The following is a 25,229-nucleotide window of genomic DNA, read 5'->3' on the forward strand; positions in this document are numbered from 1 at the left end:
GATTCCAACTGCACTGTTGTGAAAAGAGACTCCTGAAAAACATCCATACCGCGCACTGAACCAAAATCCTCTGTGGGTTATCGTTTTCCGTATTGTATCTAACCCAATGTTCTCAGGCGACAAAATCAACAGCCTGCTAGGCCGCTGGACAATCCGGGTTACAAGAGTCCACTGCCACCGCTGGTGATAGTGGCTTTCCGCGGTACCGAGAAAAGCTGGGCGGATGTAAAGACAGACCTGCGGTTTAATATGGTTCCACCGGGGGAGTATCTGCGCGGGGTAACCTGGCCGCGGGGCGCTGTGGCACATGCGGGTTTTACCGAGGGGCTGGCCAGTGTTGTGGCGGGGCTGGAGGAACACCTCAAGCCCTATGCGGCGCGGGATTACCCGATATTTTTTACCGGCCACTCTCTCGGCGGCGCCCTGGCGAACCTGGCCTGTCTCCATTTTGAGCAGCTCTTTCGCAGCGAGATCGGCTGCAACCCCATTGCGGCTTGCTACACCTTTGGTGCCCCCCGACTGGGCAATGCGGCGCTCATGGGCCTGTGCAAAACCCCGGTTTACCGCTATGTGAACGCCGCGGACCCGGTTCCCAAACTGCCGCCGGAGGCCTATTGGATCAAGTTCGGGATGAGCCTGCTCAAGGGAATGGGCGTGCTGTTCAGTTTCCCCCGGTGGGTTCACTGGATCCAGCGCAAGGTACTGGGGTTGAGAAGCTACTGCCACCAGGGCAGTGTGCGTTTCCTGCTACCGGTACCCGACACCAGTTCTGTGGAGGAGATGAGTGCACACCTGAAAACGGCGCCGTCGCTGGTGGCGAACCCGAGTACGGGATTTCAGGTGACCTCACTGTGGAGCTATGTGTTGCGGCGCAGGAAAATGCGTTTTGTCAAAGATCACAGTATCGAGAACTATATTATCAAGCTGCACTGGTGGACCAAGAGGCAAAACGCGGACCAGGGGGATACTGTGAGGCAGGCGGACACGCGCAAGAACTGGAGGGAGTTGAACCCTGTGGCGGCGGCCGAAGCAGTGGAAGGGGCTCCGGTAGAGCCCTAACCCGGCAACTTATTCAGTTGCCGGGTTAGGGCGCGTTGAAAAGGACCGGGAATGCCTTTTTCAACGCGGGTCAGTGGTCACACAGTGTGTCAGGCGTTGACTGCGGCCGGCAGGTCCGCTGTCTCCTCTACCCCGGTTTCCTCCGGGCCCTGCACCGACTGGCGTATCAGGTAATCGAAGGCACCCAGTGCGGCGGTGGCGCCGGCTCCCATGGAGATCACTATCTGCTTGTAGGGCACGGTGGTGGCATCGCCGGCGGCGTAGATACCGGGGGCTGAGGTGGCACCGCGCTCGTCGATAAGAATTTCCCCGCTGGGGCTCAGGGCCATATCGCTGTCCTGCAGCCATTCGGTGTTGGGAATCAGCCCTATCTGCACAAATACGCCGGCCAGTGGGAGATCGATACTGTCGCCGCTGACGCGGTTGGTGTAGCGCAGGCCGGTGACCTTGTTGCCGTCGCCGAGAATCTCGGTGGTCTGGGCGCTGGTGATAATCTCCAGGTTGCCCAGGGAGCGGGCCTTGCGCTGCAACACCTGGTCGGCCCTCAGGGTGTCGGCGAATTCGAGTACGGTGACCCGCTCGACGATACCGGCGAGATCGATGGCCGCTTCGATGCCGGAGTTGCCGCCGCCGATCACGGCGACGTGTCTGCCTTTGAAAAACGGGCCGTCACAGTGGGGGCAATAGGCAACACCCCGGGTGCGGTACTCGGCCTCCCCGGGCACGCCCAGCGCTCTCCACCGCGCACCGGGGGCCAGCACGAGGGCGCGGCTTGCGAGGCTGGCACCACTCTGCAGGTCCAATTGCAACTGTGCCTCGCGACGGATAGCCGTGGCTCTCTGTCCGCTGATAATGTCAACGCCATATTCCCTGACGTGTTGTTCCAGGCTGGCGGCGAGTTTGGGACCCTCGGTATAGGGTACGGAAATAAAGTTCTCTATGCCGACGGTATCCATCACCTGGCCGCCGAAGCGCTCCGCAACCAGTCCGGTGCGAATGCCTTTGCGCGCGGCGTAGATGGCGGCGGCGGCGCCGGCCGGGCCGCCGCCCACTACCAGCAGATCGTAGGGGGCGCGCTGGTTCAACTGCACCACGTTGCGCTGAGCCGCGCCCTGGTCCAGCTTGGCGACGATTTCCGCCAGGGACAGGCGCCCCTGGGCGAAATGCTCTCCGTTCAGGTAAACCGCGGGTACCGCCATGATATTGCGCTGTGTCACTTCGTCCTGAAACAGGGCGCCATCCACCATCTCGTGGGTGATGCGGGGGTTGAGGGTGGCCATGAGGTTCAGGGCCTGTACCACATCCGGGCAATTCTGGCAGGAGAGGGAGATATAGGTCGTAAAGTGGTAGTCGCCGTCCAACTGGCGGATTTGCTCCAGCAAATCCGGGTCCTCTTTGGGGGGGTGGCCGCCGGCCTGCAGTATGGCCAATACCAGAGAGGTGAATTCATGGCCCAGGGGAATGCCGGCAAAGCTGACCCGGGGCTGCTCTGCGCGCGGGGCTATAGCCATACTCGGCGTGCGCTCGCCAACCCCCGGCGCGATGCCGATCTTGGGGGAGAGGGCGGCGATTTCCCCGGCCAGCTGTTCCAGTTCCCGTGACTTGGGGCTCTTGTCACCGGACACACGAATTTCGATCGGATTGACAAGTTTTTGCAGATAGGTTTCCAGCTGCTGCTTCAGGGTTGCATCCAACATCTGTGTATCCTGTGTAAAATCGATGTTGTAAAAAAGCCCGCCCGAAGGCGGGCCAACAGGGTGGTGTGTTAGGGCCTGTTCACACTAACTGAGATAGCCCTGCTGCTTCAGGTTTTGTGACCTGCAAGGCAGGAATTGCGCAGTGTGGTGGGTCCACATAAGCAATTTCTAACGCCGCAGGGCGCGAAACCAGGGGCAGCCCTACGGGTTGTGCCGGAAAAGGCGCCACTCTTCGTTGCTCGTCGCTCATTTGGAACAACCAAACCGCGCTCCTCTTGCCTCGATTGGCACCTTTTCTGTCACAACAGGGCCAACTCCGTTAGTGTTAACAGGCCCTAGGGCCCTAAGCTCAGATCTTGCCAACCAGATCGAGGGACGGCGCCAGGGTTTCCTCGCCCTCTTTCCATTTTGCGGGGCAGACTTCACCCGGGTGCGCAGCTACGTATTGAGCGGCCTTGATCTTGCGCAGCAGGTCCTGGGCATCGCGGCCGATACCGCCAGCGGTGATTTCCACTATCTGGATGCGGCCGTCGGGATCGATGACGAAGGTGCCGCGGTCCGCAATGCCTTCCTCTTCAATCATCACGCCAAAGTTGCGGGTGATGGTGCCGGTGGGGTCACCGATCATCGGGAACTGCAGTTTGCCGATGGTTTCCGAGCTGTCGTGCCACGCCTTGTGGGTGAAGTGGGTATCGGTGGATACCGCGTAAATCTCCACACCCAGTTGCTGAAACTCTGCGTAGTTGTCCGCCAGGTCGCCGAGTTCGGTGGGGCAGACAAAAGTAAAGTCAGCGGGATAGAAGAAGACTACAGACCATTTGCCTTTCAGGTCGGCGTCGCTGACGTCGATGAAGTCTCCGGTCTGGTAGGCTTTGGCCCGAAAGGGTTTGATTTCGGACTGGATATAGCGGGACATGATTGCTCCTCGAGGTTGTTGGCTTGCCATCGCAAGTATTCATTTCGAGATTGATTCTATTGACTGCCCTGTATTAATAGAAATGATCAATATCTATAAGTTTGATAGTTTTTTATGATTAGTGCTCTTGAGCCAATAGCCCTTATCCGCTGCCCGGAACCCCCGGCGGCCGGGTCGCAAAAGGGGCCAGGCCGATGACGCGGGAAGAGGGAGGGGCGATAGCCGGGCCTCCACAGGCGCCGCAGCGATTGTTCGTTTTGCTGATGGGGTCACAACTGGCATTGCTGCTGCTGGCGGCGGCGGGCTTTTACCTGACTTCTCTACCGCTTCCCGAGGCCGGCACGTCGGTGCTCCGGGAGCTTGCGGTGGGGCTTGTGGGCGGGGGGCTGAGCTATCTGGCGGCGATGGCACTGACGCGCTCGGATACGGCGGTGGGGGCCACCCTGAGGCACCACTGCCGGCAGCTGAGCCGAGTGTTTTGCGGCTTTTCCTGGCCGCAGATTGTGTGCCTGGCCCTGGCGGCGGGTATCTGCGAGGAGCTGTTGTTTCGCGGCTTTTTACAAGGGTGGCTGGCAAGCCTCGGCGGGCCTGTTACGGGTATTGCGCTGGCGTCGCTGGTATTTGCACTGTTGCATGCGGTGTCGCCGATTTACTTTGCGGTAACGCTGGTTATGGGGCTCGCACTGGGGCTGACCTACTGGCTCAGCGGCGACCTGCTGGGCGTGATGTTGTGGCACTCTGTATACGATCTTGTGGCGATGGGGCTGTTGGCGAAATACCCTCACTGGCTGGGAGTACCGATGGGCCCAGGGCCTGTTGACACTAACTGAGTTGGCCCTGGCAGGCCGTAGAAAAAGTGTTTTTCAACAGCCTGCTGTCCCGAACAGGGAGGTTCGGGCCGCAAATCAAGCATGTAACTGCTTGATTTGTCGTGGAGGGTTTGCGGAAAGCCAGGGAGGGCTTTTTCAACAACCTGCTAGGGCCTGTTCACACTAACGGAGTTGGCCCTGTTGTGACAGAAAAGGTGCCAATCGAGGCAAGAGGAGCGCGGTTTGGTTGTTCCAAATGAGCGACGAGCAACGAAGAGTGGCGCCTTTTCCGGCACAACCCGAAGGGCTGCCCCTGGTTTCGCGCCCTGCGGCGTTAGAAGTTGCTTATGTGGACCCGCCACACTCCGCAATTCCTGCCTTGCAGGCCACAAAACCTGAAGCAGCAGGGCTATCTCAGTTAATGTGAACAGGCCCTAGGTAAGGCTGAGCACTATGCTGGCCAGGGCCAGGACTGTGAGGGCAATGGCGATGGCCGCAACCAGGCCATCGTGGGCGACCAGGGCCAGGCCAAAGGTTGTCAGGGCGATGCCGGCGATAGTGGCGGAGAGCGGCACCAATTCCATCACCGGCAGGGCCAGCGCTATGATCATGCAGATGAGTGCGATGACGTTGGTACCGGCGCGCCCGGTTAAAAATTGCAGCCGCGGTCGCAGCCAGCGATCGATAAATCCCGCCGGTTTTTGCAGCCAACCCAGGGCGCGCAGCATTTTTTGTTTGGACAGGGAGCGCCGCAACAGCCACTGTGGAAGCCAGAAGTGGTCGCGGCCCAGCAGCATCTGTACGGCCACCAGTGTGACCAGTACCGCCATGAGGGTGGGGATGCCGGGGATGCCGCTGAGGGGCGAAAACAGGATGATGCCAACCAGCAGCAACAGCGGCGCGAAAGAGCGGCGGCCGACCGCGCGCACAACCAGCGCCAGGGATACGCGCTTGCGGTGCTCGGCGGTATGCGAAATATGTTGCAGCAGCTGTTGCAGGCTGGTGAATTCAAATGGCATTTTCGTTACTCGTGGCTCATTGGGAACAACCAAACCGCGCTCCTCTTGCCTCGATTGGCGCTTTTTCTGTCACAACAGCCCCTACTCAGTTAGTGTAAACAGGCCCAGGGTTGTGCGGGAGAGACTTTGCGCAGAATTAATCCGGCAATTGAATAAGTTGCCGGGTCAATGGGGTAAAAGAATGTGCCACTACCGGTCGGAGGCCGGCGCAAGCTGTTGAAAAGCCAGCGATTCCGCGTGATTGCGCAGATCTTTAAAGGCGGCAGCCCAATAGATGGGGGATCAGCTGTCGAATTGCCGGCTAGCCAAATACAGATGGAGAGGCTGTGGCTGCTGGAGCCGCAGTGCAGGGATAGCGGTTGATTGTGAGATCGCTGCCGCGGCCAGCCTGCTGCTTTGCCAGCGGCGACAGCAATTGTCACCAGGTCTGCATTTGATAACCCAGCTGCACTATCCGGTCTCCCTCCCGGTCGAAGGGCAGGCTGCCCTTGCCGAAGGTCAGTGCCAGGTTGTTGGGCAGATACAGGGCGATGGTGGAATAGGTGTACTGGTCCAGGTCCGCATCGCGGATCTGCATCGGTGCGTCCATTTCCCGGTATTCGTTGTAGGTCAGTTCAACCTTTTTTACTGTGCTGGTGGGGGCCAGCCGCACTGAATATTCGATACGCATATGGACGCGGTCGAAGTCTTCCAGGGCATCGCCCAACAGCTGCTTGCGCTGTTCATCCCCGGACGGGTCCACGGAACCATAGGACAGCCTGAACACCAGGTCGTCTTTGGCCAGCAGGGTATTGGTATCCGCAAAGGCCATGGTGGCACCGTACACCGACTGGTTGTTGTCGAAACCCTCGTCCCCCTCCTCGCTGTAAAATGCGCCCACTTCATAGATGGCGGTTTCGCTCAGAAAGGACTGGACCTCTGCACCCAGATCCAGGGTGACATTGCTGAAATCCTGCGGGTTTTCGTCCACCAGCGCGACGCTGCCATTGGCCTCGAGTTTTGCCCGCGGCAACCACAACTGGGCCACGTCGTCTCCCCACTGGCGGTAATCACCGTTGATGCTGCGCTTATAGGTGTACTCCAGGGCGAGGCCGCTGATATTTTCCGGTGACGAATTTGTGACGTTCAGATCCACGGTCAGTCCTTTCAGCGGACTGAAGCGGGTTTCAGTTTCGGCTTCGGGGAGTACGGCGGTGTCAGTCTCGGTTTGGGCAACAGCGAGGGCGCCCGGCAGCGCGGATAAAAGAAGACCGCTGATCAATAGAAATCTTTTATCCATTATTCTGAGTCCCCGTTATAAAACGCAGCGTGCACCACACCGGCGATCGCCAGGAGCGTGGAGTCTTTGTTGGTAAATACTTCAGACAAACCCACAAAGGCTTGAGTATATTGCTGTCTGCTCAGCTTGCTGTCACTGAGGTACAGTTTGCGGAAGGCGTTCAGAAATGTCTTGGCATAGCTTTTGGCACGCAGCTCGGTTTCATGTCCAGTGCCAAAAAACAGCAGTAAATGGCCGATGGTGGCCGCCCCGGCATCGGCGAAGGGCAATCCGTCCTCGTCAAAAGCGTCAAACAGTTTGTCGTTTTCGAGAATGCGATAGGTGGCGATACAGGCCGGACTTTCCTGCCATGCTGTTAAGCTCATTGTCTCTCTCCCCGTTTCCATGAGATCTTTTGTTGGCATCCATAAACCGCAATGGACGCGGAATTAAAACATCAAACCATTGCGGCTGCAAAACCGCATTGAAGCCTAAGATATCGAGAGAATTTTTATTTTTTGCGCGACTCTGGGGGAAAGCCATATCGCGCCCATGTCGATGGGTCCGGTTAAAATTGGAACGCTTTTTTAGTGTCACAAGGGCACTCCACTCAGCGGCTTTCTGTTTGGGCCGAAATTCAATCGCGTCGCTGCTTGATGGGTGGTGCAGGCCTTGTGGTCATGCGTCGCCAGCCCGGGCTGAAAAAATCGGGGGAGGCTTTTTCAGCAACCGGTTGGCTGGCTGGAGCCGGAGCGGGTAAATGTGTTCCAATAAACAGGATCTTCCCGCTCTGTGACAACCTGACAAAAATAACACTATGGCAATCTCTCGAAAGCACTTTATCGTTTTGGGGCCGGTACTGGCGGTAATTTTCTATGGCTTGCTGGGCCACCTGGGGATGCCCTACCTGCCGGCAGTTACCGCCGCCATCACACTGCTGACGGTGATCTGGTGGGTGACGGAGGCGCTGCCCATACCGGCCACTTCGCTGGTGCCTTTTGTATTGCTGCCACTGTTCGGCGTGGCGGACCACAAGCTGGTGGCCTCGGCGCTGGGCAGCCATGTCATTCTGCTGCTAATGGGCGCCTTTATGCTGTCGAAGGCGCTGGAGAACAGCGGTGCCCACGAGCGGCTGGCGCTCTATATGCTGAAACTGGTGGGGGTATCCAGTGGCCGGCGGCTGGTGCTGGGATTTATGCTCGCCTCGGGGCTGCTGAGCATGTGGATTTCCAATACTGCCACCACCCTGATGATGCTGCCTATCGCCCTGGCGATTCTGTCGCGGGTGGACAATCACCGCCTGACGGTGGCGCTGATTTTGGGTATCGCCTACGCGGCCAGTCTGGGGGGCGTGGGCACGCCCATCGGCACTCCCCCCAATGTGATTTTTATGGGTATTTACGAGGAGGTCACCGGGCGCGAGTTCAGCTTTGTGAACTGGCTTGGCATAGGCCTGCCGGTGGTGCTGGTAACGCTGCCGCTGATGGCGCTGTGGCTGACCCGCAGTATCCGCCTGGACAAATCCATCGAGCCGCCGCAGGTGGGGGACTGGCGGCCGGAGGAGCGCCGTACCCTGGCGGTGTTTGCGCTCGCTATCCTGTGCTGGGTTACCCGCAAGGAACCCTTCGGTGGCTGGAGCGGCCTGTTCGGCGTCGAGGGCGCCGGCGACGGCACCGTGGCCCTGGGTGCGGTGGTGCTGATGTTTATGGTGCCCAATGGCCGCGGCGGCCGATTGCTGGACTGGCAGAGTGCCGAGCGTGTGCCCTGGGGAATGTTGCTGTTATTTGCTGGTGGTATCGCTATCGCCAAGGGGTTCCAGGCCTCGGGTCTGAGCGACATGATGGGTGCTGGCCTGGCATTCCTTACCGCCATGCCCCTGTGGCTGATGCTGGTGCTGTTGTGCCTTTCGGTCACTTTTCTGACGGAGATCACCAGCAATACCGCTACCGCGACACTGCTGATGCCGATTCTCGCGGTAGCCGCCGAGTCCGCGGGTCTGGATCCGATGGTGCTGATGATTCCCGCCGCCATGTGCGCCAGTTGCGCCTTTATGCTGCCGGTGGCCACGGCGCCCAACGCCATTGCCTACGGCACCGGCAAGGTGAAAATTCAGGAGATGGTCAGGGAGGGCGCGGTGCTCAGTGTGCTGGCGTCGCTGATCATCGCGGCGATGAGCTGGTTGTTGCTGACTAACTGAGCAGGCGCTGTTGTGACAGCGCCAATGGGGACACCGGTCGAAGTGCCCCCGCGGGATCAGAGTGACTGGACCCAGGTACCGTCCGCGCGCCGGCAGGCGGAGCCGCGGGTTGACTGGCTTTCGCCGCGGCTGCTGACCTCTGCGGTAAAGGAGCGGCAGTAGTGGTCGCCCCGCTGTTCCACGGCGCCGGGGGTTACCACATACTGGGCGCCGCCCTGGGTGTCATCCCAGGTGATGCGCTCACCCTCGGGCGCGAATTCCAGTGCCTGGGCAACACAGGCCTGATTGCGGGCATCCATCCTGCGGCCGATTTCCCCGCCGATCAATACGCCGGCGATGGCGCCGCCAATGGTGGCTGCGGTTTTGCCGCGGCCATCGCCCACCTGGTGCCCCAGCACGCCGCCGATGAGACCGCCCAGCACACTGGCCACCTTGTCGCTGTTGCAGCGGGTCGCGCTGGGTCGCGGGGCGGGCTGCCACTCGGGGCGGTACTCCGGCTCGGGCCCATGGCGATCGAACCAGGGGGGCAGCACTACCACCTGGACAGGGGCCTGACGGCCGCCCCTGCACTTGCGCTTTTCCTCATAGTCGCCGTTGCTTTTCCACTCCCGCTTGACCTCGCAATTGCCGTCCCAATACTTTTCCTCCCGTGTGGACACGGAGTGCTTGTGTTTCTTTTTCCAGCCCCTGCCTTCGGGCGGTTCCGCCACCAGCGTCGCTGAGAAACCGCAACAGAAGAGGATGAGAGAGGCGAAAGTGGTGAGTTTTGTCATGCTGTGCTCGGATTTTTCTAGCGGACCGGTAGGGGGGATTTGACGGCGCCGGGTCGGATTCGGCGCGAACAGTGGCGCGCATATTAACACGCGTCACAACCGGTAGTGGCGCGAATCCGGCAGGTTGGGATGTGCTTCACCGGTCGGGTGAGACACCGTAAGCGGTTGCGGGCAACCGCTTACGGCGGGTGGGGTCAGGGGGCTACACAGACCAGGCAGCGGACATAGAGGGCGCGGGGATCGCGGTAGCTCTGCAGCTCGGCGATGGGCGCCAGGGCCGGCTCCAGGCTGCTGATCCAGGCCGCCAGTGGCAGGTTGGCCCGGACGCGCGCTGCCATCTGCGCGTCCACACCGTCCGCCAGGGCGCGCACCAGGCGTTCGCTCGGGGTCAGCGGACGCTGTATCTCCACCAGCTGGTAGTCCTCCAGTTCGGCTAACTTCGCCGCCGCGGCGACGGCTTCGTTGAGGTTACCCAGGTCGTCCACCAGCCCGAGCTTCTGCGCCGCGCGCCCGGTCCAGACCTGGCCCTGGGCGATCTTGTCCACTTCCTCGGGGGTGCTGCCGCGGGATTCGGCCACCAGTCGCAGGAACTGGGCATAGGTATGCTCGACCCCCTGTTGCAGCACGCTGGCGGCCGCTTCCGGCAGGGCGCGGTCGATGCGCATGGCGCCCGCCAAGTCGGAGGTGCCGACACCGTCGTTGTAGATGCCCAGGTACTCGAGGGAATCCTCAATGGTGGGGAAGGCGCCAAAAACACCGATGGAGCCGGTAATTGTGGAGGGCGAGGCCCAGATCTGGTCGCCCCCGGTGGCAATCCAGTAGCCGCCGGACGCCGTCACACTGCCCATGGAAATCACCACCGGGATACCCGCCTGGCGGGTGGCCAGCAGTTCCTGGCGGATCGCCTCGGAGGCGAAAGCGGAGCCGCCGCCACTGTCGATACGCAGCACCAGGGCTTTTACCTCTTTCTCACGGGCCGTGGCGATCAGTTTGCCCAGGGAGGTGCTGCCGATCTGTCCCGCCGGGGCCTCGCCGTCAATGATGGTCCCGGATGCGGAGATCAGGGCGATTTTCGGGGTTTTGCCGGTGGGGTTGGGGATATGGGTGAGCTTTTGGTTGCGCAGGTAGGGGAGGGCATCCACCGACAGATAGCTCTGCTTGTCGTCGCTGAGCCCGATTTCCTCCTGCAGCTTCTTGACCACCACCCGGCGGCTGGCCAGCTGGTCCACCAGCTTGTTGCCCAGGGCCGCTTCTGCCCAACTGCCTTGGTGCTCGGCCAACTGCTGCGGCAGTTCGTCGATAAAGCTATCGATGGCGTCCGGCGGCAGGTCGCGCAGCCCGGTCACCTGTTCCGTATATTCCGTCCAGAGTTCGTGCAGCCAGCGCTGATTGTTTTCCCGCGAGGCCGGGGACATGTCGTCGCGGGTGTAGGGCTCTATGTAGTCCTTGTAGTCGCCCACGCGGAAAACATGGAAGTTGATCTTCAGCTTGTCCAGCGCGCTCTTGAAATAATTGCGGTAGGCGCCAAAGCCGGTCAGCAGCACCGACCCCATAGGATTGAGGTAGATTTCGTCGGCGTGGCTGGCGAGGAAGTATTGCGCCTGGGTGAAATTATCACCCACCGCATAGATGGGTTTGCCGGATGTCTTGAAGCGCTGCAGGGCTTCGCCGATTTCCTCCAGTTTGCTGAGGCTGCCACCCACCAGATAATCCAGTTCCAGCACCACGGAAGAGATGCGCTTGTCCTTGGCGGCGTAATCGATAGCGTCGACCAGATCCTTCACGCGGGTTTCCACCGGCGCGCGCGATCCCTCCAGCAGGCCCGGCAGGCCGCCGGTGGATGAAAGCTCATCGACCAGGAACCCGGCGGGCGCCAGCCGCAGGGCCGCGCCCTGGGGAATGGTGAGCCGCTCTTCCTTGCCCACGATCAGGACGACGATAAACAGCAGTATCAACAGGAATAACACATTGGCGACCAGGTGTCGCAGCCAGGTGATGATGGCGCCGATAGCGCTGAAAAAGCGGCGGATAAGCCCCTTGCGATGGACTGATTCTGTCAAACCTCAATACTCCTCATTGCTTTGGCGGGCGGATGCCCGCCAACACTGCCCCAGAGGGCCTGTGCCGTTGCGGTTTGTGCCGCGGGGACCGGCTGTATTACTGGCTGGGCTGCCAGCGGCTGGTCATCATGGCGCTGAAAAACAGGGTAAGGCTTAGGGCCAGGAGAGCGCCATGCTGCCAGTCGCGCCCAGGCATCACTACGTCGACGGTGCTGGCGCAGATGTAGATCAACAGGATGAAACACAGCCACAGGTAGCTTCTCCGGCGCCGCTGGATCAGCCCCGGCAGCACCAGCAGCAGCGGCACTGTCTGCAGTATCCAAAGGCCCACGGAGCCACTTGGAAGCGCCAGGTTCCACACTGCGAACAGCAGTATCATGCCCAGGTAGCAGGCCCAGTTGAGGGACTGCGCAAAGCGCAGTTTTGCGCCGCTGGAACCGCTCACTGCGGCTCACCCAGTTGGCGTGCCAGTTTGCCGACGCGCGCGCCCAGGGCCCGGCACAGGGACTTCTCCTCGTCACTCAGGTCGCCGCCGCCGGTCCCGGACCAGTGGGAGGCACCGTAGGGGGTGCCGCCGGTTTTGGTGTGCATCAGCTCGGCTTCCGAGTAGGGAATCCCGGCGATCAGCATGCCGTGGTGCAGCAGGGGCAGCATCATGGAAATCAGGGTGCTCTCCTGGCCGCCGTGCAGGCTGCCGGTGGAAGTAAAGACGGCGGCGGGTTTTCCCGCCAGGCTGCCGTCCAGCCACATATCTCCAGTTTGGTCGAGAAAATGGCGCAGCGGTGCCGCCATATTGCCAAAACGGGTCGGGCTGCCCAGCAGCAGGCCGGCGCAGTGGCGCAGTTCGTCGGTGTGGCAATAGGGGGCGCCGGCATCCGGTACAGGCGGCAGGCTGGCCTCGGTATCCGCGGACACCGGCGGCACAGTGCGCAGGCGCGCCGGGATACCGGCGGACTCCACCCCCCACGCCAGTTCGGTGGCCATTTTGGCGGTGGAGCCGGTGCGGCTGTAGTAGAGGACGAGAATATAGGGGGCGGAGTCCTGGCTCTTTTCCTTCACAGCAGTTCCAGCACTTTTTCCGGGGGCCGTGCCACTACCGCTTTGTCGCCATTGACGACGATGGGACGCTGGATCAGCCGGGGATGCTGCGCCATGGCATCGATCAGCTGCGCCTCGCTGAGGTCGGCTTCCCCCAGTTGCAGCGCCTTATACTCCCCCTCACCGGTGCGCAACAGGTCTCGGGCAGTGATACCCAGTTGGCGCAGCAGTTCTGCCAGGGTTGTGGCGGACGGCGGCGTTTCCAGGTAGAGGACTGTGTTCGGTTCAATGCCACGATCCTGCAGCAGCTGCATGGTTTGGCGGGATTTTGAACAGCGCGGGTTATGGTAAATCGTCCACATTGGCACAGGATCCTGTTAAGGTTTGGCGTATTCTAACAGGCTGACCAGATCCGTCCTATGTTGTAACAGGACCTTTAGAGCGGCCGGACAATCTAAAGAGTGGAATTCACCATGACGGAACTGGTGCATCGCTGGCGTCGCTTTCTCACTTCCCTGTGGGTGTTGTTCAACGATAAAAACTGCCGCCAGAACGCCGCGGCGCTCACCTATATGACGCTGTTCGCCATTGTGCCGTTGGTGACGGTCAGCTACGCGATGCTGTCTCTGTTTCCGGATTTCGCTGGTCTGGAAAAGCGCCTGCAGGAACAGATTTTTACCCACTTTGTGCCTGAGAGCGGCCGCGAAGTGCAGGAGTACATCAGCAGCTTCTCCTCCCAGGCGCAGCGGCTCACCGGTGCCGGTATTGCGATCCTGCTGGTGACTTCCGGCTTTATGCTGCGCAATATCGAAGCCACTTTTAACGCTATCTGGGATATTCCCCGGGGCCGCAAAGGTGTCTCCAGTTTCCTGTTGTACTGGGCGGTTTTGAGCCTGGGCCCTATTCTGCTGGGCGCCGGTCTGGCGGCCACCACTTATCTGATGTCGCAGCGCTTTTTCCTGTCCGAAAGCGATACTCTGGGGGTGGTGCCGATAATTTTGAGCTGGTTGCCGGGGGTTTTCACCACTCTCGCATTTACTCTTTTGTTTATTGCGGTCCCAAATTGTCGGGTGCGGTTTCGCTACGGTCTGGTGGGGGGGGTGATCACCGCCTTTGCGTTTGAGGTGGCGAAAAATCTGTTTGGGTTGGTGGTGGCGCGCAGTTCCGTGCAGGCCATCTACGGCGCCTTTGCGTTTGTGCCCCTGTTTCTACTTTGGATTTACCTCATCTGGATCATAGTCCTGGCGGGCTGTGTACTGGTGCGAACCCTGTCGGTCTATCACGCCGCGGCACAGGGGCGCCAATACACGGATATTGCCGCTGCGCTGGTACTCTTGTGGGAACTGTTCAAACGATACCAGCAGGGATTGTCGCTCAGGGAGCAGGATATATCCCGCGCGGGCATCAAGCCCTTCCAGTGGGCGCGCATTCGCCAAACCCTCGAAAAACACAAGCTGCTGGCACAGACGGAACGCGGCGACTATCTGATGCAGCGGGATCTGGATTCGGTTACGGTGATGCAGTTGGTGGACTGGCTCAATCCGGCGGCGATACCCAGTTACCGGCACGGCGAACTCGGCAGCCAGCCCTGGTACCGGGAGGTGGAGCAGAAGTTTACCGATACGCAGGAATTCGCCGCCCAGCAACTGGAGTTCAGCCTCGGCGCGCTGTTTCGCGCGACCCTGGAAAGGGAAGAGGCGGCGAAGGCAAGTGGCGGTAAGGCACAGCGGGGAAATAATGAAGCTGAAAGTAGTAAAGCCAACACTAAATCCGGCAGCGATTCTGTGGGCGGTGTTTCTGTTATCGGTCGCCGGAATAAGCGGGTGTAACCGGGGCGGCGACGGGCTGCAGACAATCGGCGGCGAGCCCGTTCCCACCAGCGGTCGGGTACTGCTGGTGAATTACTGGGCGGAGTGGTGCAAGCCCTGTCGCGAGGAGATTCCGGAACTCAACCACTTCGCCCGCGAGACGGATGGGGTGCAGGTGGTCGGGGTCAATTACGATCAGTTGCCCGCGGAGACTGTCGCGCGGCAGGCGCGGCAGCTGGGTATCGAGTTTCCCCTGCTGGCCGACGACCCGGCGTGGAGATGGGACCGCCCCCGGCCCAGTGTGCTGCCGAGCACTTTGATTATCGGTCCCGACGGCCGCTGGCGTGTAACATTGGTGGGGCCACAGACGACGGATACCCTGCGCGAGGCGGTGGCGGTGCTGCTGGGGCAGGACGCCGACGCGGTGGAATGACGACTGGAATAACCGCCCTGTGCGGATCGGGATAAACAATCATGCAAATGAGTACACTGTTGCTGCTCGGACTGTTTTTGTTGCTGCTGTGGTCTCTGAATCGCTGGCACCGCAGTCGCGAATCACTGGCCCCGGCCGTCTTCGCGGGGCTGGTACTGGGCGCTGTCTACGCCGGCTTTTTGCAGCTGGCGCGCCAGTGGGCGGCGGCACCGGCACAGGAGGTACTGGCCTGGGTCGACCTGCTCGGCGACGGCTACGTGAACCTGCTGCACCTGCTGGTGATGCCGCTGGTGCTGGTGTCCATCCTCGGTGCGGTTGTCCGGATCAGCAGCACCCGCTCCCTGGGCAAGATCAGCCTGTCGGTCCTGGCGGTACTGCTGGGTACTACCGCCATAGCGGCGTTGGTGGGGGTGTTGATGGCGCAGCTGTTCGGCCTCACCGCCAGCGGTCTGGTGGAGGGCGCCCGCGAGGTTGCGCGGGCAGAAGTGCTGGACCAGCGCCTTGGGCGGGTGGAGGGACTGTCCATCCCGGCGATGCTGCTGTCGTTTATCCCCAAGAATATTTTTTACGATTTGACCGGTGCCCGTGACACTTCCGTAATCGCGGTGGTTGTATTTGCCATTTTGCTGGGGCTGGCGGCACTGGCGGTGCGCCGAGACAACCCGGAGCAGGGTGCGCTGATCGAACAGTTTGTCGGTGTCGCCCAGAGCTGGATCATGAAGCTGGTGCGCCTGGTGATGGCGTTTACACCCTACGGGGTTATGGCTCTGGTGGCGGGTCTGGTGGCCAGGTCCAGCTGGGCGGACATACTCAATCTGTTCAGCTTTGTGTTGGCCTCATTTGTGGCCATAGCGCTGATGTTTGTGGTCCACGGGCTCCTGCTGATGGCGAATGGCGTGTCCCCGCGGCGCTATTTCGCCAAGGTCTGGCCGGTACTGGTATTCGCGTTCAGCTCGCGCTCCAGTGCGGCGACCATTCCCCTCAATGTGGAAACGCAGATCGGCGGCCTGGGCAACGCCCCGGCGATCGCCAATTTTTCCGCGTCTTTTGGCGCGACCATCGGCCAGAACGGTTGCGCCGGTATCTACCCCGCCATGCTGGCGGTCATGGTGGCGGTGCCCATGGGCATCAATGTCCTGGATCCCCTCTGGCTGACCACCCTGGTGGCGGTGGTGGTGATCAGCTCCTTCGGTATCGCCGGTGTTGGCGGGGGCGCCACATTTGCCGCTCTGGTGGTATTGCCGGCCATGGGGCTGCCGGTGACCATTGCCGCGCTGCTGATTTCGGTGGAACCGCTGATCGATATGGCGCGCACGGCCCTCAACGTCAACGGCGCCATGACTGCGGGTACCCTCACCCAGCGCTGGTTGGGCGACACATCGGCGGCGGCACCGGAGCTGGCGCGCCCCTGATCCCCCTGTTGCAGTGACCCCCGGGCCGCCACCGGCTATCGGGTTCAGCCTCGATTCAGCGACGCGGTACTAGAGTGCTCCCATCATTGCCAGATGGGAGTTTGAGTCATGACGTCGTATAAGCACATTTTGTTTGCCGCGCTGGTGGCCGGCCTGGTGGGTGTCAGCAGCGGGGTAAGGGCTGGCGGCTACCATTCCAGTGGCTATTCCGGTGGGGATTACGATTTTGCTCGGGTGGTGGACGTGGCGCCGGTGTATACGGACGTCCAGGTGCGGACCCCGCGCACCCAGTGTTGGGATGAGCAGGTGGCCTACCCGGGGCGGGCCAATCCCGCGGGCACGCTTCTCGGTGGTCTGATCGGCGCGGCGGTGGGCAATCAATTGGATCACCGCAGTCGCGGCCGCAAGGCGCGCACTGTCGCCGGCGCCGCGGTGGGTGCGGCCATAGGGCACAGCGTCAGCAGTCAGCGCCACTCCCGCTATGTCACCGAGCAGCGCTGCCGGACTGTGGACGAATTCACCACCCGCCGCGAGCTGGTCGGATACGATGTGCGCTACGACTACAATGGCCGGCAGTATTTGACTCGCACGGAACGGCATCCGGGCGATAGAATCAGGGTCCGCGTCGATGTGTCTCCGGCCTGGTAGTTGGGGGCACTGTGAATAGGGGCGCGTCTAACCGGTGTTTACAGGAGCGAAACAGTGAAATTTCCCGGCGTCTGGCTGTCCCCGTACCTGGCGGCGGCTGTGCTCGCGGGCCTGGTGGCCCCGCCTTTACAGGCGCGTACGGTCGACTACAGCGGTATACAGGAAGCGCTGTTTACCCTGGTGCAGCAATCGGGAGTCTCCCGCAGTGAGGCAGCGGAGATCGTCAAGCGTCGATATGGCGGCAAGATTCTGGCCATATCGGTAGTCAAAAGAGATGGTCGCCGCATGTATCGGGTCAAGGGGCTTTCGGATCAAAGTCAGGTCTATGTGGTCTATGTGGACAAGAAGACCGGCCGGATTTCATCCTGAGCCGCGGACCAGGGTTAGAGCTGAATCAGCGGGGGAATTGCCATGCGCGCATTGCTAGTGGAAGACGAGGAGTTGTTGCGCCTGCAGCTGGCGGACTCCCTGCGCACTGCCGGCTATACGGTGGACGAAGCGCCGGACGGACGGGAGGCCCTGTATCTGGGGCGCGAATACTCCTACGACGTGGGGGTGATGGATCTGGGCCTGCCGGAAATAGATGGCATCCAGGTTATTCAGACCCTGCGGGACGAAGATAAACACTTTCCCATCCTGATTCTCACCGCCCGGGGGCACTGGCAGGAGCGTGTCGCCGGACTCGAAGCGGGCGGCGATGATTACCTGGTGAAGCCTTTTCACACCGAAGAGTTGCTGGCCCGCCTGAACGCACTGGTGCGCCGCTCCGCGGGATTTTCCTCGCCCACTATCAAGGCCGGGTCCATTGCCCTGGATACCAGCGCCCAGCGGGTGACGGTGGACGGTGCAGAGCTGGAACTGACTTCGTTCGAGTACAAGGTGCTCGAATACCTGATGCTGCACCCGGACCAGGTGGTTTCGAAAACCGTGTTGACGGAGCATATCTACGAGCAGGACTGCGACCGGGACAGCAATGTGATCGAGGTTTTTATCGGCCGGCTGCGCAGGAAGTTCGACGCGGTGGCGCAGCTGAAGCCGATCGAGACATTGCGCGGGCGCGGCTATCGATTTGTCGCGCCGGATGAATCCCGCTAGACGGTCCCTTGTCCGTGCGCGCTAGTTGGCTCAATTCCCTCAAGGGGCGTCTGTCTCTGGTCACCGCGGCGGTGCTGGTGATCTTCGTACTGTTTATTTCCGGTGCGCTGGAGCACGCCTATCGCATATCGCTGGCGGAGGCGAAACAGCGCGAGCTGCAACTGCATGTCTACACCCTGCTGGCGGTGGCGGAACCGGATGGGGAGCGGCTCTATTTTCCCCCGGTACTGCCGGAGCAGCGCTTCAACCAGCCGGATTCCGGCCTGATCGGTATGGTGATTGATGGGAGCGGCAAACTCATCTGGCGTTCGGCGTCGGCCATATCACCCCGCCAGATACAACTCCGCCCACTGCCCCAGGGGGACCAGGCCTTCACCCAGATTGTCATGCCCGACGCCGCCGAAGGCGACGCGGAGGGACGGCGCTATTCCAGTTTTCGCCAGGGCGTCGCCTGGGGGCTGGACAACCAGCAGCAGTTTACCTTTGCGGTATTGGAGGACGCCGCACCCCTGCGCGCCCAGGTTGCACAATTCCGCTCCACGCTTTGGCGCTGGCTGGGGTTCGGTGCCGTGCTGCTGGTGCTGGTGCAGTGGCTGGTGTTGCGCTGGGGTCTGGCGCCACTGAATACAGTCGCCCGGGCGCTGCAGAAAATGCAGCGCGGTGGCAGCGATACGCTACAGGGCAATTTCCCGCGGGAATTGCAACCCCTCACCGACAACCTCAATCTGCTGATAGAGAATGAACGCCGCCAGCGGGAGAAAACCCGCAACACCCTCGCGGATCTGGCTCACAGTATGAAAACGCCACTGGCGGTACTCAAGGGATTGAATTTCTCCGCCGACCCGCGCACTGCCTACAACAATCTCATTGAACAGGTGCAGCGCATGGACGCTATTGTCAGCTACCAGTTGCAGCGCGCCGTGGCAACTACTCCCAAGTCGATTCTGCGCGGTGTCGAAGTGGCGCCGCTGGCGCAAAAGATTGTTGCAGCGCTGGAAAAGGTCTACCGGGAGACACCTGCCGAGGTCAGTTTGCACTGCCCGGAAGACACCCTGTTTTACGGTGATGAAGGCGATTTGATGGAGCTGTTGGGCAACCTGCTGGACAACGCCTACAAATACGGCGCCGGGCGCATCGAGGCCGCCATCAAAAATCACGACAGTGATCGGGGACTGCACATCAGCGTTGCGGATAACGGCCCCGGTATCAGCGAAGACCAGTGGCGCAAAGTGACCCAGCGGGGTGTGCGTGCGGACGAGCGACAGCCGGGGCAGGGCATAGGTCTCGCGATTGTGATCGACATAGTGCACAGCTATGGCGGCGATATCGCCGTGGCGCCGTCGGCGATGGGGGGCGCGGAGATCTCCATCGACCTCAAATAAGCCGGCGCGTCCGCAGCGCAAATCTCACAGGCCCCGGTCCGCCGCCACCTGCAGCGCGGCGTTGCCCCGTTCGCTCCCACCGGGTGCCACCTGTCGCCAGAGACTGTCCGCCAGCGACTGCACCGGCACTTTGCGACCCTCGGCCAGCCAGAGGGCGATACTGGCGGCCACATCCGGCCACTGGATACACACGCCGGTGGGATCGGTGGCCAGCCAGCTGCCGATACTGTCGGCATCCAGGTTTTTCACCACCTGTGCCAGCTGCAGCATCGAGAGCGCCCGGGCGTTGGCTTCCTGTTCGAACTGTCCCGCCAGGGGGCGGCTGAGGATGGGTTTACCCTGTGCCAGTGTCTCCGCGATCAGCTCGAAGCCGCTGTTGCAGATGACCGCCTGCGCGGAGGCCAGGTCCCGTTGGAAACCGTCCACCGAGGGTGGCCGCAGAAGCAGATTCTGTGCCGCGGCGAGGTCGGTGGGCGCACCGTAGAGAATAAACCGCTGGGGTAGTTTGGCCAGTTCCCGCAACAGGGTTTCGTGGTGCTCGAACGGCAGGTAGACGAGGATATGATCACCGTCGCTTGCGTCCCCGCTGTGGGTTTGGGCAATGGGCGGCAGAATAGGGTTGCCGAAGTGATACCAGTGGTTGCCGAGGCCGGTCTTTGTGGGTGCGAACAGCCGCAGTATGGCGCGGGCCAGCCAGTTGTGGCGCGGCGCCGGTATTGGATAGGCAAAGGCGTACTGGTGCCCCAGGCCGAGGCTGTCTCTGCGGCGATACCTGGCCGCCCAGGCGGACACAGGTTCGAAATCGCTGATCACCAGATCGAAGTTGCGCACCGGCAGCGCGCGGATGTCCCTGAACAGCTGACCGGGGCGCAGTTGCCTGACGGTCGCCAACTGGTCGATCCTGCCCCTGCGGTGCACAAAAGTCAGCCCTTCACGCCACCAGAAGTCCCCAAACGCGTCCATGCTGAACAGTTTGTCGCGGGGGCGGCCAGTAAACAGCCATTGCACGTCCAGGTGCGGGTGGTTTTGCAGCGCCTTGGCCATGGCCCGGGCACGGGAAATATGTCCATTGCCCGTACCCTGTACCCCATAGAGTATTTTCACAGCACAACGCCGCCCAGCGCCAGGCCGACACCTGTGCCCAGCGCCGCACCGGCACACACATCGGTGGGGAAATGTACGCCCAGGCCCACCCGCGAGGTGCCCACGCCCGCGGCCCAGCAGTAGCCCAGGGCGCACAGGGGGCTCAATAGCTGGGATAACAGGGTGACGAACAGGAAGGCGCCGGAGGTGTGGCCGGAAGGCAGGCTGAAACGGTCACTCGCGACAATGATCGAGCGCATGCCGGGAATCGCCTGCGGCGGGCGCAGCCGCCGGGTGGTGTTTTTGATGGTCCAGTAGAGGGACCGCTCCACGGCGAAGGCGGCGCCGCAGATGTATAAAAACTTGATCGCAGCGGCGGTGCCGCTGACCAGTGCCACCGCCAGGGGCGAGAGCAGGTACAGCCAACCGTCCGCGGACCTGGACAGCCACAGATAGCTTTTACAGGATGCGGGTCTCGAAGCGCGCTGCACCATACGCAGGGCCAGTGACACGTCGAAACTTTTGATAGTGACGGCTAGGTTTCGCATGGGGGCCAACTTAGGCGGCACAGATTGCGCAGTGTTGACAGATTTATGTCAGGAAAATGAAATTTGGAGGGGTGGGCTCCGGGAGCCTCTGATACATTGATTACTGACCCAGAGAAGCCTGTGGCACCGCTTGGGGAAGGTCAGGGCGGGCTGTCTTGAGGGGCCAACACTGTTCAATTGATGCCACAAGCCCTGGGTACGGGCTTGCCGGCCGCAAATCACGCGTTACAGGCCTGATTTGCGGCCCCAACCTTCCTGCCCATACAGCAGGTGCTGGCACACCTTTTTCCGCAGCCTATTGGCTACCGGGTCGGGCGTAGAGCTTTACTCTTCATCTATAACTTCCCAATGGGTTCCATTGAATTCATAGGCCCGATCTTCCCCTGTTGTAATTACCTCTCTCAGCCCGTCATGGTAGATAGAAGACGAGAAGGTGGCCTTATGAGTAAAACTCACTATTTTACCTTTTTGGACGTTGTCACTTGGCAGATAAAACTCACCAGCCCAGGCGCCATCCGCTGTGCTGACGTAAATAATATCGTACTCGGAAAGCAAGCCTGCAATATTTTCATTAAATTTGCCCAGCGCTAACTTCGTGTTTATTTCAACTGTGAAATCCAGTGCGACGGTTGACATTTGCGGCGATTTATCCGTAAAAAATGACAGGTACACGCCAGCCACTGGTGTGTCTAAAAATTTTAGTTTTATTTGATTAGTATTATTTTGGGTAACTTCGATGCGCAGGTCATCCGTTGATAAAAGCCTTAAACTTAATTGCTCAACATCAAAGTTATCGCTGTAAAGCTCAAAAATATACTGATCGCTGGTTTTATCGTAACGCCCCATTGTAACGATGTCGGACGGAATATACCGGGTTCCGATATTAACCAGATAGTCATCGACTACTTTTTTACCAAACAAATCATCGATTCCATTTGCGGATGGCCATCCGTCCGCATGGCCAAATCCATGATTATGATAATACTCATGTATTAACGCCTGCCAACCCTCTATCTGCTTACTGTAGGTTCCCGTTGCCATATAACCCATCAGTGTGGGATGCATCCAGATGACGTGACTGTTCTCTGACATGGAGGTTGCAATAAAGCTTAACGCTGATGCGGTCGCCAAACCCCATACATCGTTATCAATCCACAAGTCGGTATTTACAGCAGATACTGACTTGGCAAAATAAGTATCTATTGCATAGTTTTCAGCGGTATCGCCATAATTTTTACAGGTGGAATTATCATTGCAAATAAGCTTTAGGTGTTCAGTCACTTTATTTAAACTTTCCGGAGAGTTCATCATAAAGCGATCATAAATTTGAGCTTTTTCAGAGTTCGAGCGCTCCACGTCATTCAAATAACGCGAATTGGAAGTCTGAGCGTGTATCCTTTGTGCCTGATAGTTAATGACTGAATTCGATATTGATTCAGAGTTGATAACTGTGGCACCAGTCCATTCAGTGGCAATATTTGCCTTTGAGTAAGCCGGCAGTGAAGGTTCCAAGGTTACCTTGAATACATTGTTATTCAATGCCAGATTTAATTTATTTAAAGTATAAGGCGTATTATTTGTCAGCGTATTGTCTGTTATGGAAATGTTGCTTAAGTCGACTTTTGCAGGCTTGTTGAGTTCAAGTATATCGCTTAATAATACTTGTGAGGATCTGGCTGGCTTGGTTTGTGTTTTATCCAGTTTGATTCTAATTAACCTGTTGTTTTGGTATTCTACAGTTTCGCCTTGCTGGTTGGTCTCCTGTTTTATCCGATAGTCAAATTGTGTGCTGGCATCTTTTGCCCAAATTCGGTTTCTATAGCTGGATTGAAGCGGTGCAATAAGATTTGTGTCTGCTCTTTTTTCACCGATCTTGACAGTATCCGTCATGCCGTTAACACATTTTCCAAGTTGATAAGGCCACTGGTAATTCAGTAACCAACCCGCTGGAATGCTGCATTCAAAATCAAGTGAATCTGAAGGATTATTTATCTGAACGATAAACACGGTATTTTCTTCTAGCGCATTTTTCGTGTTTATTTGGCCAATATCATATTGGTAAGCGCTGTCACCTCCCAACGCTTCTGGCTTTAAAGTCACAGTCACGCGGTCCGCAGCTGTCTCTACTCCATCGCTTACCTTTACTTCAAAGATATACTGGGCCTCGGTTTCCAAGCTCACAACGGAAAAATAAGGAAGCGCAGTCATACTATTGTGGAGTAAAACCTGGGGGCCTGAAATCTGTGTCCAGTGATAAGTCAGGTTATCGCCGTCTGGATCTGTTGAAGCCGATGCATTTAGACTGATATTTTGCTGCGGTAACTGAATGGTGAAGTCAGCGCCTGCATTGGCTACCGGCGCATGATTGTCAGCTACAGATGCCCGGGCATTAATGATGATACTTCTACTCGCTGTGGATGTGCCATCCGATACAGCTACTTCAAAGATAAAACTTGTATCTTCGGATAGGCTTGGAAGGTCAATGGTTGCTTTTGCCTGACCTGCATTCGCTATAGGTAGCGTCAGGCCTTGTATTTGGGTCCATTGATACGTTAAGGCATCTGACTGTTCATCATAAGAGCCACTGGCATCAAGGGTAACTGCTGTAGGCGTTTGTACAGTTATTTTAGGTGCCAACACTACAATAGGTGCTGTATTGACCGTAGTATCTTCACCTCCACATTCCACTGCATTCAACTCAATCAGTAACCATGCCTCTTGACCCCAGTTAGGGTCAGCTACCGATGTTGGAGCGTCCGGCGACGGTTTGTCAGAGGAGCCGGCCCACCATTTGGCTTCGTATAAGTTGCCATCAAGGCAGACTTGATCGCCCCCTGAGTAACTTTTACTCTGCCATTCCTCGGCGGAGAAGGCTAAGCCCGGCAGAAATATCGATCCCGCCAGGAAAATTCTTATTAGAGCTCTCATGTGTATAGATCCTTTGTATTTATTAGTAGCGCGTAATTTTTAATCTGCTAGTAAAGTATAAAAAATATTTATATTTACAACTGCCTATCAAGTCTCAGAATATTTGTGCCAATTTATCAAGCCGCAGATAAATTGATTCCTCCTGGAGCTGGTATATAAAAGGCTCGCCGGGATTTTATCTGCCCCGGCTGGTGGTGCTTGTGCGCTGACTCTCTATCGAAAATCAACCGGTTACACGTATGGTTTGCAGTCCGGGTATTTTTGTTTGGGATAGCAACCTGTTGGCGAAAATTTTTTCATTAATTTTCTGGGGAAATGTCCATGATCCGATAGTAAAATGAATTGCGTAGTTACTGCGTACTGGTTATGGAGCCCCTGATTAATTCGGTGCAACCTCAGGCTCCGCTGTATTGGCGATCGGGAAATCGGCCTGGCCATGTCCGGGGACAAACGCTTCCCGCTGGTTTCCGCCACCGGTTCCACCGCCATGGGGCGCAGCGTGGGGCAGACGGTCGGAGCCCGCCTGGGGCGCTCGTTGCTGGAGCTTGGGGGGAGCAACGCCATGATCGTGTCTGAGACGGCCGACCTCGAACTGGCACTTCGTGCCATCGTGTTTTCTGCGGTAGGTACCGCAGGCCAGCGTTGTACCAGTTTGCGCCGCGTCATTGCCCATGAATCTGTCGTTGAGCGGCTGCTGGAACGGTTGCCCAGGGCTTACCAGTCACTGCCTGTCGGTGACCCATCAGCAACTGGATCTCTGGTTGGATCTCTGGTTGGATCTCTGATCGACCAGGCCAGCTTTGAGCGCATGCAGGCAACGCTCAGGGCGGCAGTGGCCCAGGGCAGTGAAATTCTGTATGGCGGCGAGTGGATTCACGAGCAGGTGCCCGATGGTGGCTACTATGTGCGCCCTGAGATTGTGCGCATTGCGCACGATGCAGTAATCGTACAGGCGGAGACCTTTGCGCCGGCCCTTTATGTCATGACCTACCGTGATCTAGCAGGCGGTTGAAATTCGAAGAATTTCGACGCCTGGTACCGGAATATGGATGTTCCGGCAAAATCG

The 25,229-nt window shown here is 59.0% G+C and carries 24 protein-coding genes; 11 read left to right on the forward strand and 13 right to left on the reverse strand.

The window, feature by feature from the left end; all coding sequences use genetic code 11:
* Positions 1-189: 189 nt before the first annotated feature.
* The gene (locus AB1S50_RS12575; RefSeq protein ID WP_367151109.1) at positions 190-1,059 is read left to right on the forward strand and encodes a lipase family protein; all 870 of its coding nucleotides are present in this window, start codon (positions 190-192) and stop codon (positions 1,057-1,059) included.
* 89 nt (positions 1,060-1,148) lie between these two features.
* Here the strand turns inward: AB1S50_RS12575 and ahpF are convergent, their stop codons facing one another.
* Together ahpF and ahpC are read right to left on the reverse strand one after the other, a co-directional pair.
* On the reverse strand, positions 1,149-2,756 hold the full coding sequence (gene ahpF, locus AB1S50_RS12580; protein WP_367151110.1) for an alkyl hydroperoxide reductase subunit F: 1,608 nt from the start codon (positions 2,754-2,756) through the stop codon (positions 1,149-1,151).
* 349 nt (positions 2,757-3,105) lie between these two features.
* Positions 3,106-3,675, reverse strand: coding sequence for an alkyl hydroperoxide reductase subunit C (gene ahpC / locus AB1S50_RS12585; RefSeq protein ID WP_455363752.1), 570 nt, complete (start codon positions 3,673-3,675; stop codon positions 3,106-3,108).
* Positions 3,676-3,866: 191 nt separating this feature from the next.
* Here ahpC and AB1S50_RS12590 point away from each other — a divergent pair, with 191 nt between their 5' ends.
* Positions 3,867-4,502, forward strand: a complete 636-nt coding sequence (locus AB1S50_RS12590; RefSeq protein ID WP_367151112.1) for a CPBP family intramembrane glutamic endopeptidase — start codon at positions 3,867-3,869, stop codon at positions 4,500-4,502.
* Positions 4,503-4,915: 413 nt separating this feature from the next.
* Here the strand turns inward: AB1S50_RS12590 and AB1S50_RS12595 are convergent, their stop codons facing one another.
* The 3 genes from AB1S50_RS12595 to AB1S50_RS12605 form a co-directional block, all read right to left on the reverse strand.
* The gene (locus tag AB1S50_RS12595; RefSeq protein ID WP_367151113.1) at positions 4,916-5,500 is read right to left on the reverse strand and encodes an exopolysaccharide biosynthesis protein; all 585 of its coding nucleotides are present in this window, start codon (positions 5,498-5,500) and stop codon (positions 4,916-4,918) included.
* Between the two features lie 418 nt (positions 5,501-5,918).
* On the reverse strand, positions 5,919-6,779 hold the full coding sequence (locus AB1S50_RS12600) for a hypothetical protein (RefSeq protein ID WP_367151114.1): 861 nt from the start codon (positions 6,777-6,779) through the stop codon (positions 5,919-5,921).
* Entirely contained in the window at positions 6,779-7,144 is a 366-nt protein-coding gene (locus AB1S50_RS12605; RefSeq protein WP_367151115.1) for a hypothetical protein, read from the reverse strand. Before AB1S50_RS12605 ends, AB1S50_RS12600 begins: the two co-directional genes overlap by 1 nt.
* Positions 7,145-7,575: 431 nt before the next feature.
* Here AB1S50_RS12605 and AB1S50_RS12610 point away from each other — a divergent pair, with 431 nt between their 5' ends.
* A complete protein-coding gene (locus AB1S50_RS12610; protein ID WP_367151116.1) occupies positions 7,576-8,955 on the forward strand; it encodes an SLC13 family permease in 1,380 nt (459 codons plus the stop codon).
* Between the two features lie 56 nt (positions 8,956-9,011).
* Here AB1S50_RS12610 and AB1S50_RS12615 read toward each other — a convergent pair whose 3' ends face one another.
* The 5 genes from AB1S50_RS12615 to arsC all read right to left on the reverse strand — a co-directional run bounded on the left by AB1S50_RS12615 (position 9,012) and on the right by arsC (position 13,188).
* On the reverse strand, positions 9,012-9,728 hold the full coding sequence (locus AB1S50_RS12615; RefSeq protein ID WP_367151117.1) for an RT0821/Lpp0805 family surface protein: 717 nt from the start codon (positions 9,726-9,728) through the stop codon (positions 9,012-9,014).
* 194 nt (positions 9,729-9,922) lie between these two features.
* Positions 9,923-11,788 carry a signal peptide peptidase SppA gene (sppA, locus tag AB1S50_RS12620; protein WP_367151118.1) on the reverse strand — a complete coding sequence of 622 codons (1,866 nt, stop codon included), beginning with the start codon at positions 11,786-11,788 and terminating at the stop codon, positions 9,923-9,925.
* A 97-nt stretch (positions 11,789-11,885) separates the two neighbouring features.
* Positions 11,886-12,233 carry a DUF2069 domain-containing protein gene (locus AB1S50_RS12625; protein WP_367151119.1) on the reverse strand — a complete coding sequence of 116 codons (348 nt, stop codon included), beginning with the start codon at positions 12,231-12,233 and terminating at the stop codon, positions 11,886-11,888.
* A complete protein-coding gene (gene wrbA, locus AB1S50_RS12630; RefSeq protein WP_367151120.1) occupies positions 12,230-12,847 on the reverse strand; it encodes an NAD(P)H:quinone oxidoreductase in 618 nt (205 codons plus the stop codon). The genes AB1S50_RS12625 and wrbA overlap by 4 nt, the downstream gene beginning before the upstream one ends.
* Complete coding sequence (arsC, locus tag AB1S50_RS12635; RefSeq protein ID WP_367151121.1) at positions 12,844-13,188, reverse strand: arsenate reductase (glutaredoxin); 345 nt, start codon at positions 13,186-13,188, stop codon at positions 12,844-12,846. The genes wrbA and arsC overlap by 4 nt, the downstream gene beginning before the upstream one ends.
* Positions 13,189-13,299: 111 nt before the next feature.
* On the opposite strand from arsC, the gene AB1S50_RS12640 reads away from it, so the two are divergent.
* The 7 genes from AB1S50_RS12640 (at position 13,300) to AB1S50_RS12670 (ending at position 19,604) form a co-directional block, all read left to right on the forward strand.
* Positions 13,300-14,655, forward strand: coding sequence for a YihY family inner membrane protein (locus tag AB1S50_RS12640; RefSeq protein ID WP_367151122.1), 1,356 nt, complete (start codon positions 13,300-13,302; stop codon positions 14,653-14,655).
* Positions 14,618-15,067 (forward strand): TlpA family protein disulfide reductase, encoded by a 450-nt coding sequence (locus tag AB1S50_RS12645; protein ID WP_367151123.1) that lies wholly within the window; start codon positions 14,618-14,620, stop codon positions 15,065-15,067. Before AB1S50_RS12640 ends, AB1S50_RS12645 begins: the two co-directional genes overlap by 38 nt.
* 41 nt (positions 15,068-15,108) lie before the next feature.
* Complete coding sequence (locus AB1S50_RS12650) at positions 15,109-16,479, forward strand: L-cystine transporter (protein WP_367151124.1); 1,371 nt, start codon at positions 15,109-15,111, stop codon at positions 16,477-16,479.
* A gap of 108 nt (positions 16,480-16,587) precedes the next feature.
* Positions 16,588-17,127, forward strand: a complete 540-nt coding sequence (locus AB1S50_RS12655) for a glycine zipper 2TM domain-containing protein (RefSeq protein WP_367151125.1) — start codon at positions 16,588-16,590, stop codon at positions 17,125-17,127.
* A 54-nt stretch (positions 17,128-17,181) separates the two neighbouring features.
* A complete protein-coding gene (locus tag AB1S50_RS12660; RefSeq protein WP_367151126.1) occupies positions 17,182-17,496 on the forward strand; it encodes a PepSY domain-containing protein in 315 nt (104 codons plus the stop codon).
* Between the two features lie 42 nt (positions 17,497-17,538).
* Positions 17,539-18,222, forward strand: coding sequence for a response regulator transcription factor (locus AB1S50_RS12665; protein WP_367151127.1), 684 nt, complete (start codon positions 17,539-17,541; stop codon positions 18,220-18,222).
* Positions 18,223-18,236: 14 nt separating this feature from the next.
* Entirely contained in the window at positions 18,237-19,604 is a 1,368-nt protein-coding gene (locus AB1S50_RS12670) for an ATP-binding protein (RefSeq protein ID WP_367151147.1), read from the forward strand.
* 24 nt (positions 19,605-19,628) lie between these two features.
* Here AB1S50_RS12670 and AB1S50_RS12675 read toward each other — a convergent pair whose 3' ends face one another.
* From AB1S50_RS12675 to AB1S50_RS12685, 3 genes are all read right to left on the reverse strand, one after another.
* A complete protein-coding gene (locus tag AB1S50_RS12675) occupies positions 19,629-20,708 on the reverse strand; it encodes an MJ1255/VC2487 family glycosyltransferase (protein WP_367151128.1) in 1,080 nt (359 codons plus the stop codon).
* Complete coding sequence (locus AB1S50_RS12680) at positions 20,705-21,235, reverse strand: phosphatase PAP2 family protein (protein ID WP_367151129.1); 531 nt, start codon at positions 21,233-21,235, stop codon at positions 20,705-20,707. The genes AB1S50_RS12675 and AB1S50_RS12680 overlap by 4 nt, the downstream gene beginning before the upstream one ends.
* Positions 21,236-21,559: 324 nt before the next feature.
* The gene (locus AB1S50_RS12685) at positions 21,560-24,163 is read right to left on the reverse strand and encodes a PKD domain-containing protein (RefSeq protein ID WP_367151130.1); all 2,604 of its coding nucleotides are present in this window, start codon (positions 24,161-24,163) and stop codon (positions 21,560-21,562) included.
* Between the two features lie 424 nt (positions 24,164-24,587).
* Between AB1S50_RS12685 and AB1S50_RS12690 the strand changes: the two genes are divergently transcribed.
* The gene (locus AB1S50_RS12690; RefSeq protein WP_367151148.1) at positions 24,588-25,175 is read left to right on the forward strand and encodes an aldehyde dehydrogenase family protein; all 588 of its coding nucleotides are present in this window, start codon (positions 24,588-24,590) and stop codon (positions 25,173-25,175) included.
* The last annotated feature ends 54 nt before the right edge of the window (positions 25,176-25,229 follow it).

It is taken from the genome of Microbulbifer discodermiae, assembly GCF_040742695.1.
Taxonomy (GTDB): Bacteria; Pseudomonadota; Gammaproteobacteria; order Pseudomonadales; family Cellvibrionaceae; genus Microbulbifer.

What these genes read in the sequence shown, in the direction of transcription:
- ahpF (WP_367151110.1), bottom strand. Translation starts at nt 2,756, where the DNA reads ATGTTGGATGCAACCCTGAAGCAGCAGCTGGAAACCTATCTGCAAAAA.
- AB1S50_RS12590 (WP_367151112.1), top strand. Translation starts at nt 3,867, where the DNA reads ATGACGCGGGAAGAGGGAGGGGCGATAGCCGGGCCTCCACAGGCGCCG.
- AB1S50_RS12595 (WP_367151113.1), bottom strand. Translation starts at nt 5,500, where the DNA reads ATGCCATTTGAATTCACCAGCCTGCAACAGCTGCTGCAACATATTTCG.
- AB1S50_RS12600 (WP_367151114.1), bottom strand. Translation starts at nt 6,779, where the DNA reads ATGGATAAAAGATTTCTATTGATCAGCGGTCTTCTTTTATCCGCGCTG.
- AB1S50_RS12605 (WP_367151115.1), bottom strand. Translation starts at nt 7,144, where the DNA reads ATGAGCTTAACAGCATGGCAGGAAAGTCCGGCCTGTATCGCCACCTAT.
- AB1S50_RS12610 (WP_367151116.1), top strand. Translation starts at nt 7,576, where the DNA reads ATGGCAATCTCTCGAAAGCACTTTATCGTTTTGGGGCCGGTACTGGCG.
- AB1S50_RS12615 (WP_367151117.1), bottom strand. Translation starts at nt 9,728, where the DNA reads ATGACAAAACTCACCACTTTCGCCTCTCTCATCCTCTTCTGTTGCGGT.
- arsC (WP_367151121.1), bottom strand. Translation starts at nt 13,188, where the DNA reads ATGTGGACGATTTACCATAACCCGCGCTGTTCAAAATCCCGCCAAACC.
- AB1S50_RS12640 (WP_367151122.1), top strand. Translation starts at nt 13,300, where the DNA reads ATGACGGAACTGGTGCATCGCTGGCGTCGCTTTCTCACTTCCCTGTGG.
- AB1S50_RS12650 (WP_367151124.1), top strand. Translation starts at nt 15,109, where the DNA reads ATGCAAATGAGTACACTGTTGCTGCTCGGACTGTTTTTGTTGCTGCTG.
- AB1S50_RS12655 (WP_367151125.1), top strand. Translation starts at nt 16,588, where the DNA reads ATGACGTCGTATAAGCACATTTTGTTTGCCGCGCTGGTGGCCGGCCTG.
- AB1S50_RS12665 (WP_367151127.1), top strand. Translation starts at nt 17,539, where the DNA reads ATGCGCGCATTGCTAGTGGAAGACGAGGAGTTGTTGCGCCTGCAGCTG.
- AB1S50_RS12680 (WP_367151129.1), bottom strand. Translation starts at nt 21,235, where the DNA reads ATGCGAAACCTAGCCGTCACTATCAAAAGTTTCGACGTGTCACTGGCC.
- AB1S50_RS12685 (WP_367151130.1), bottom strand. Translation starts at nt 24,163, where the DNA reads ATGAGAGCTCTAATAAGAATTTTCCTGGCGGGATCGATATTTCTGCCG.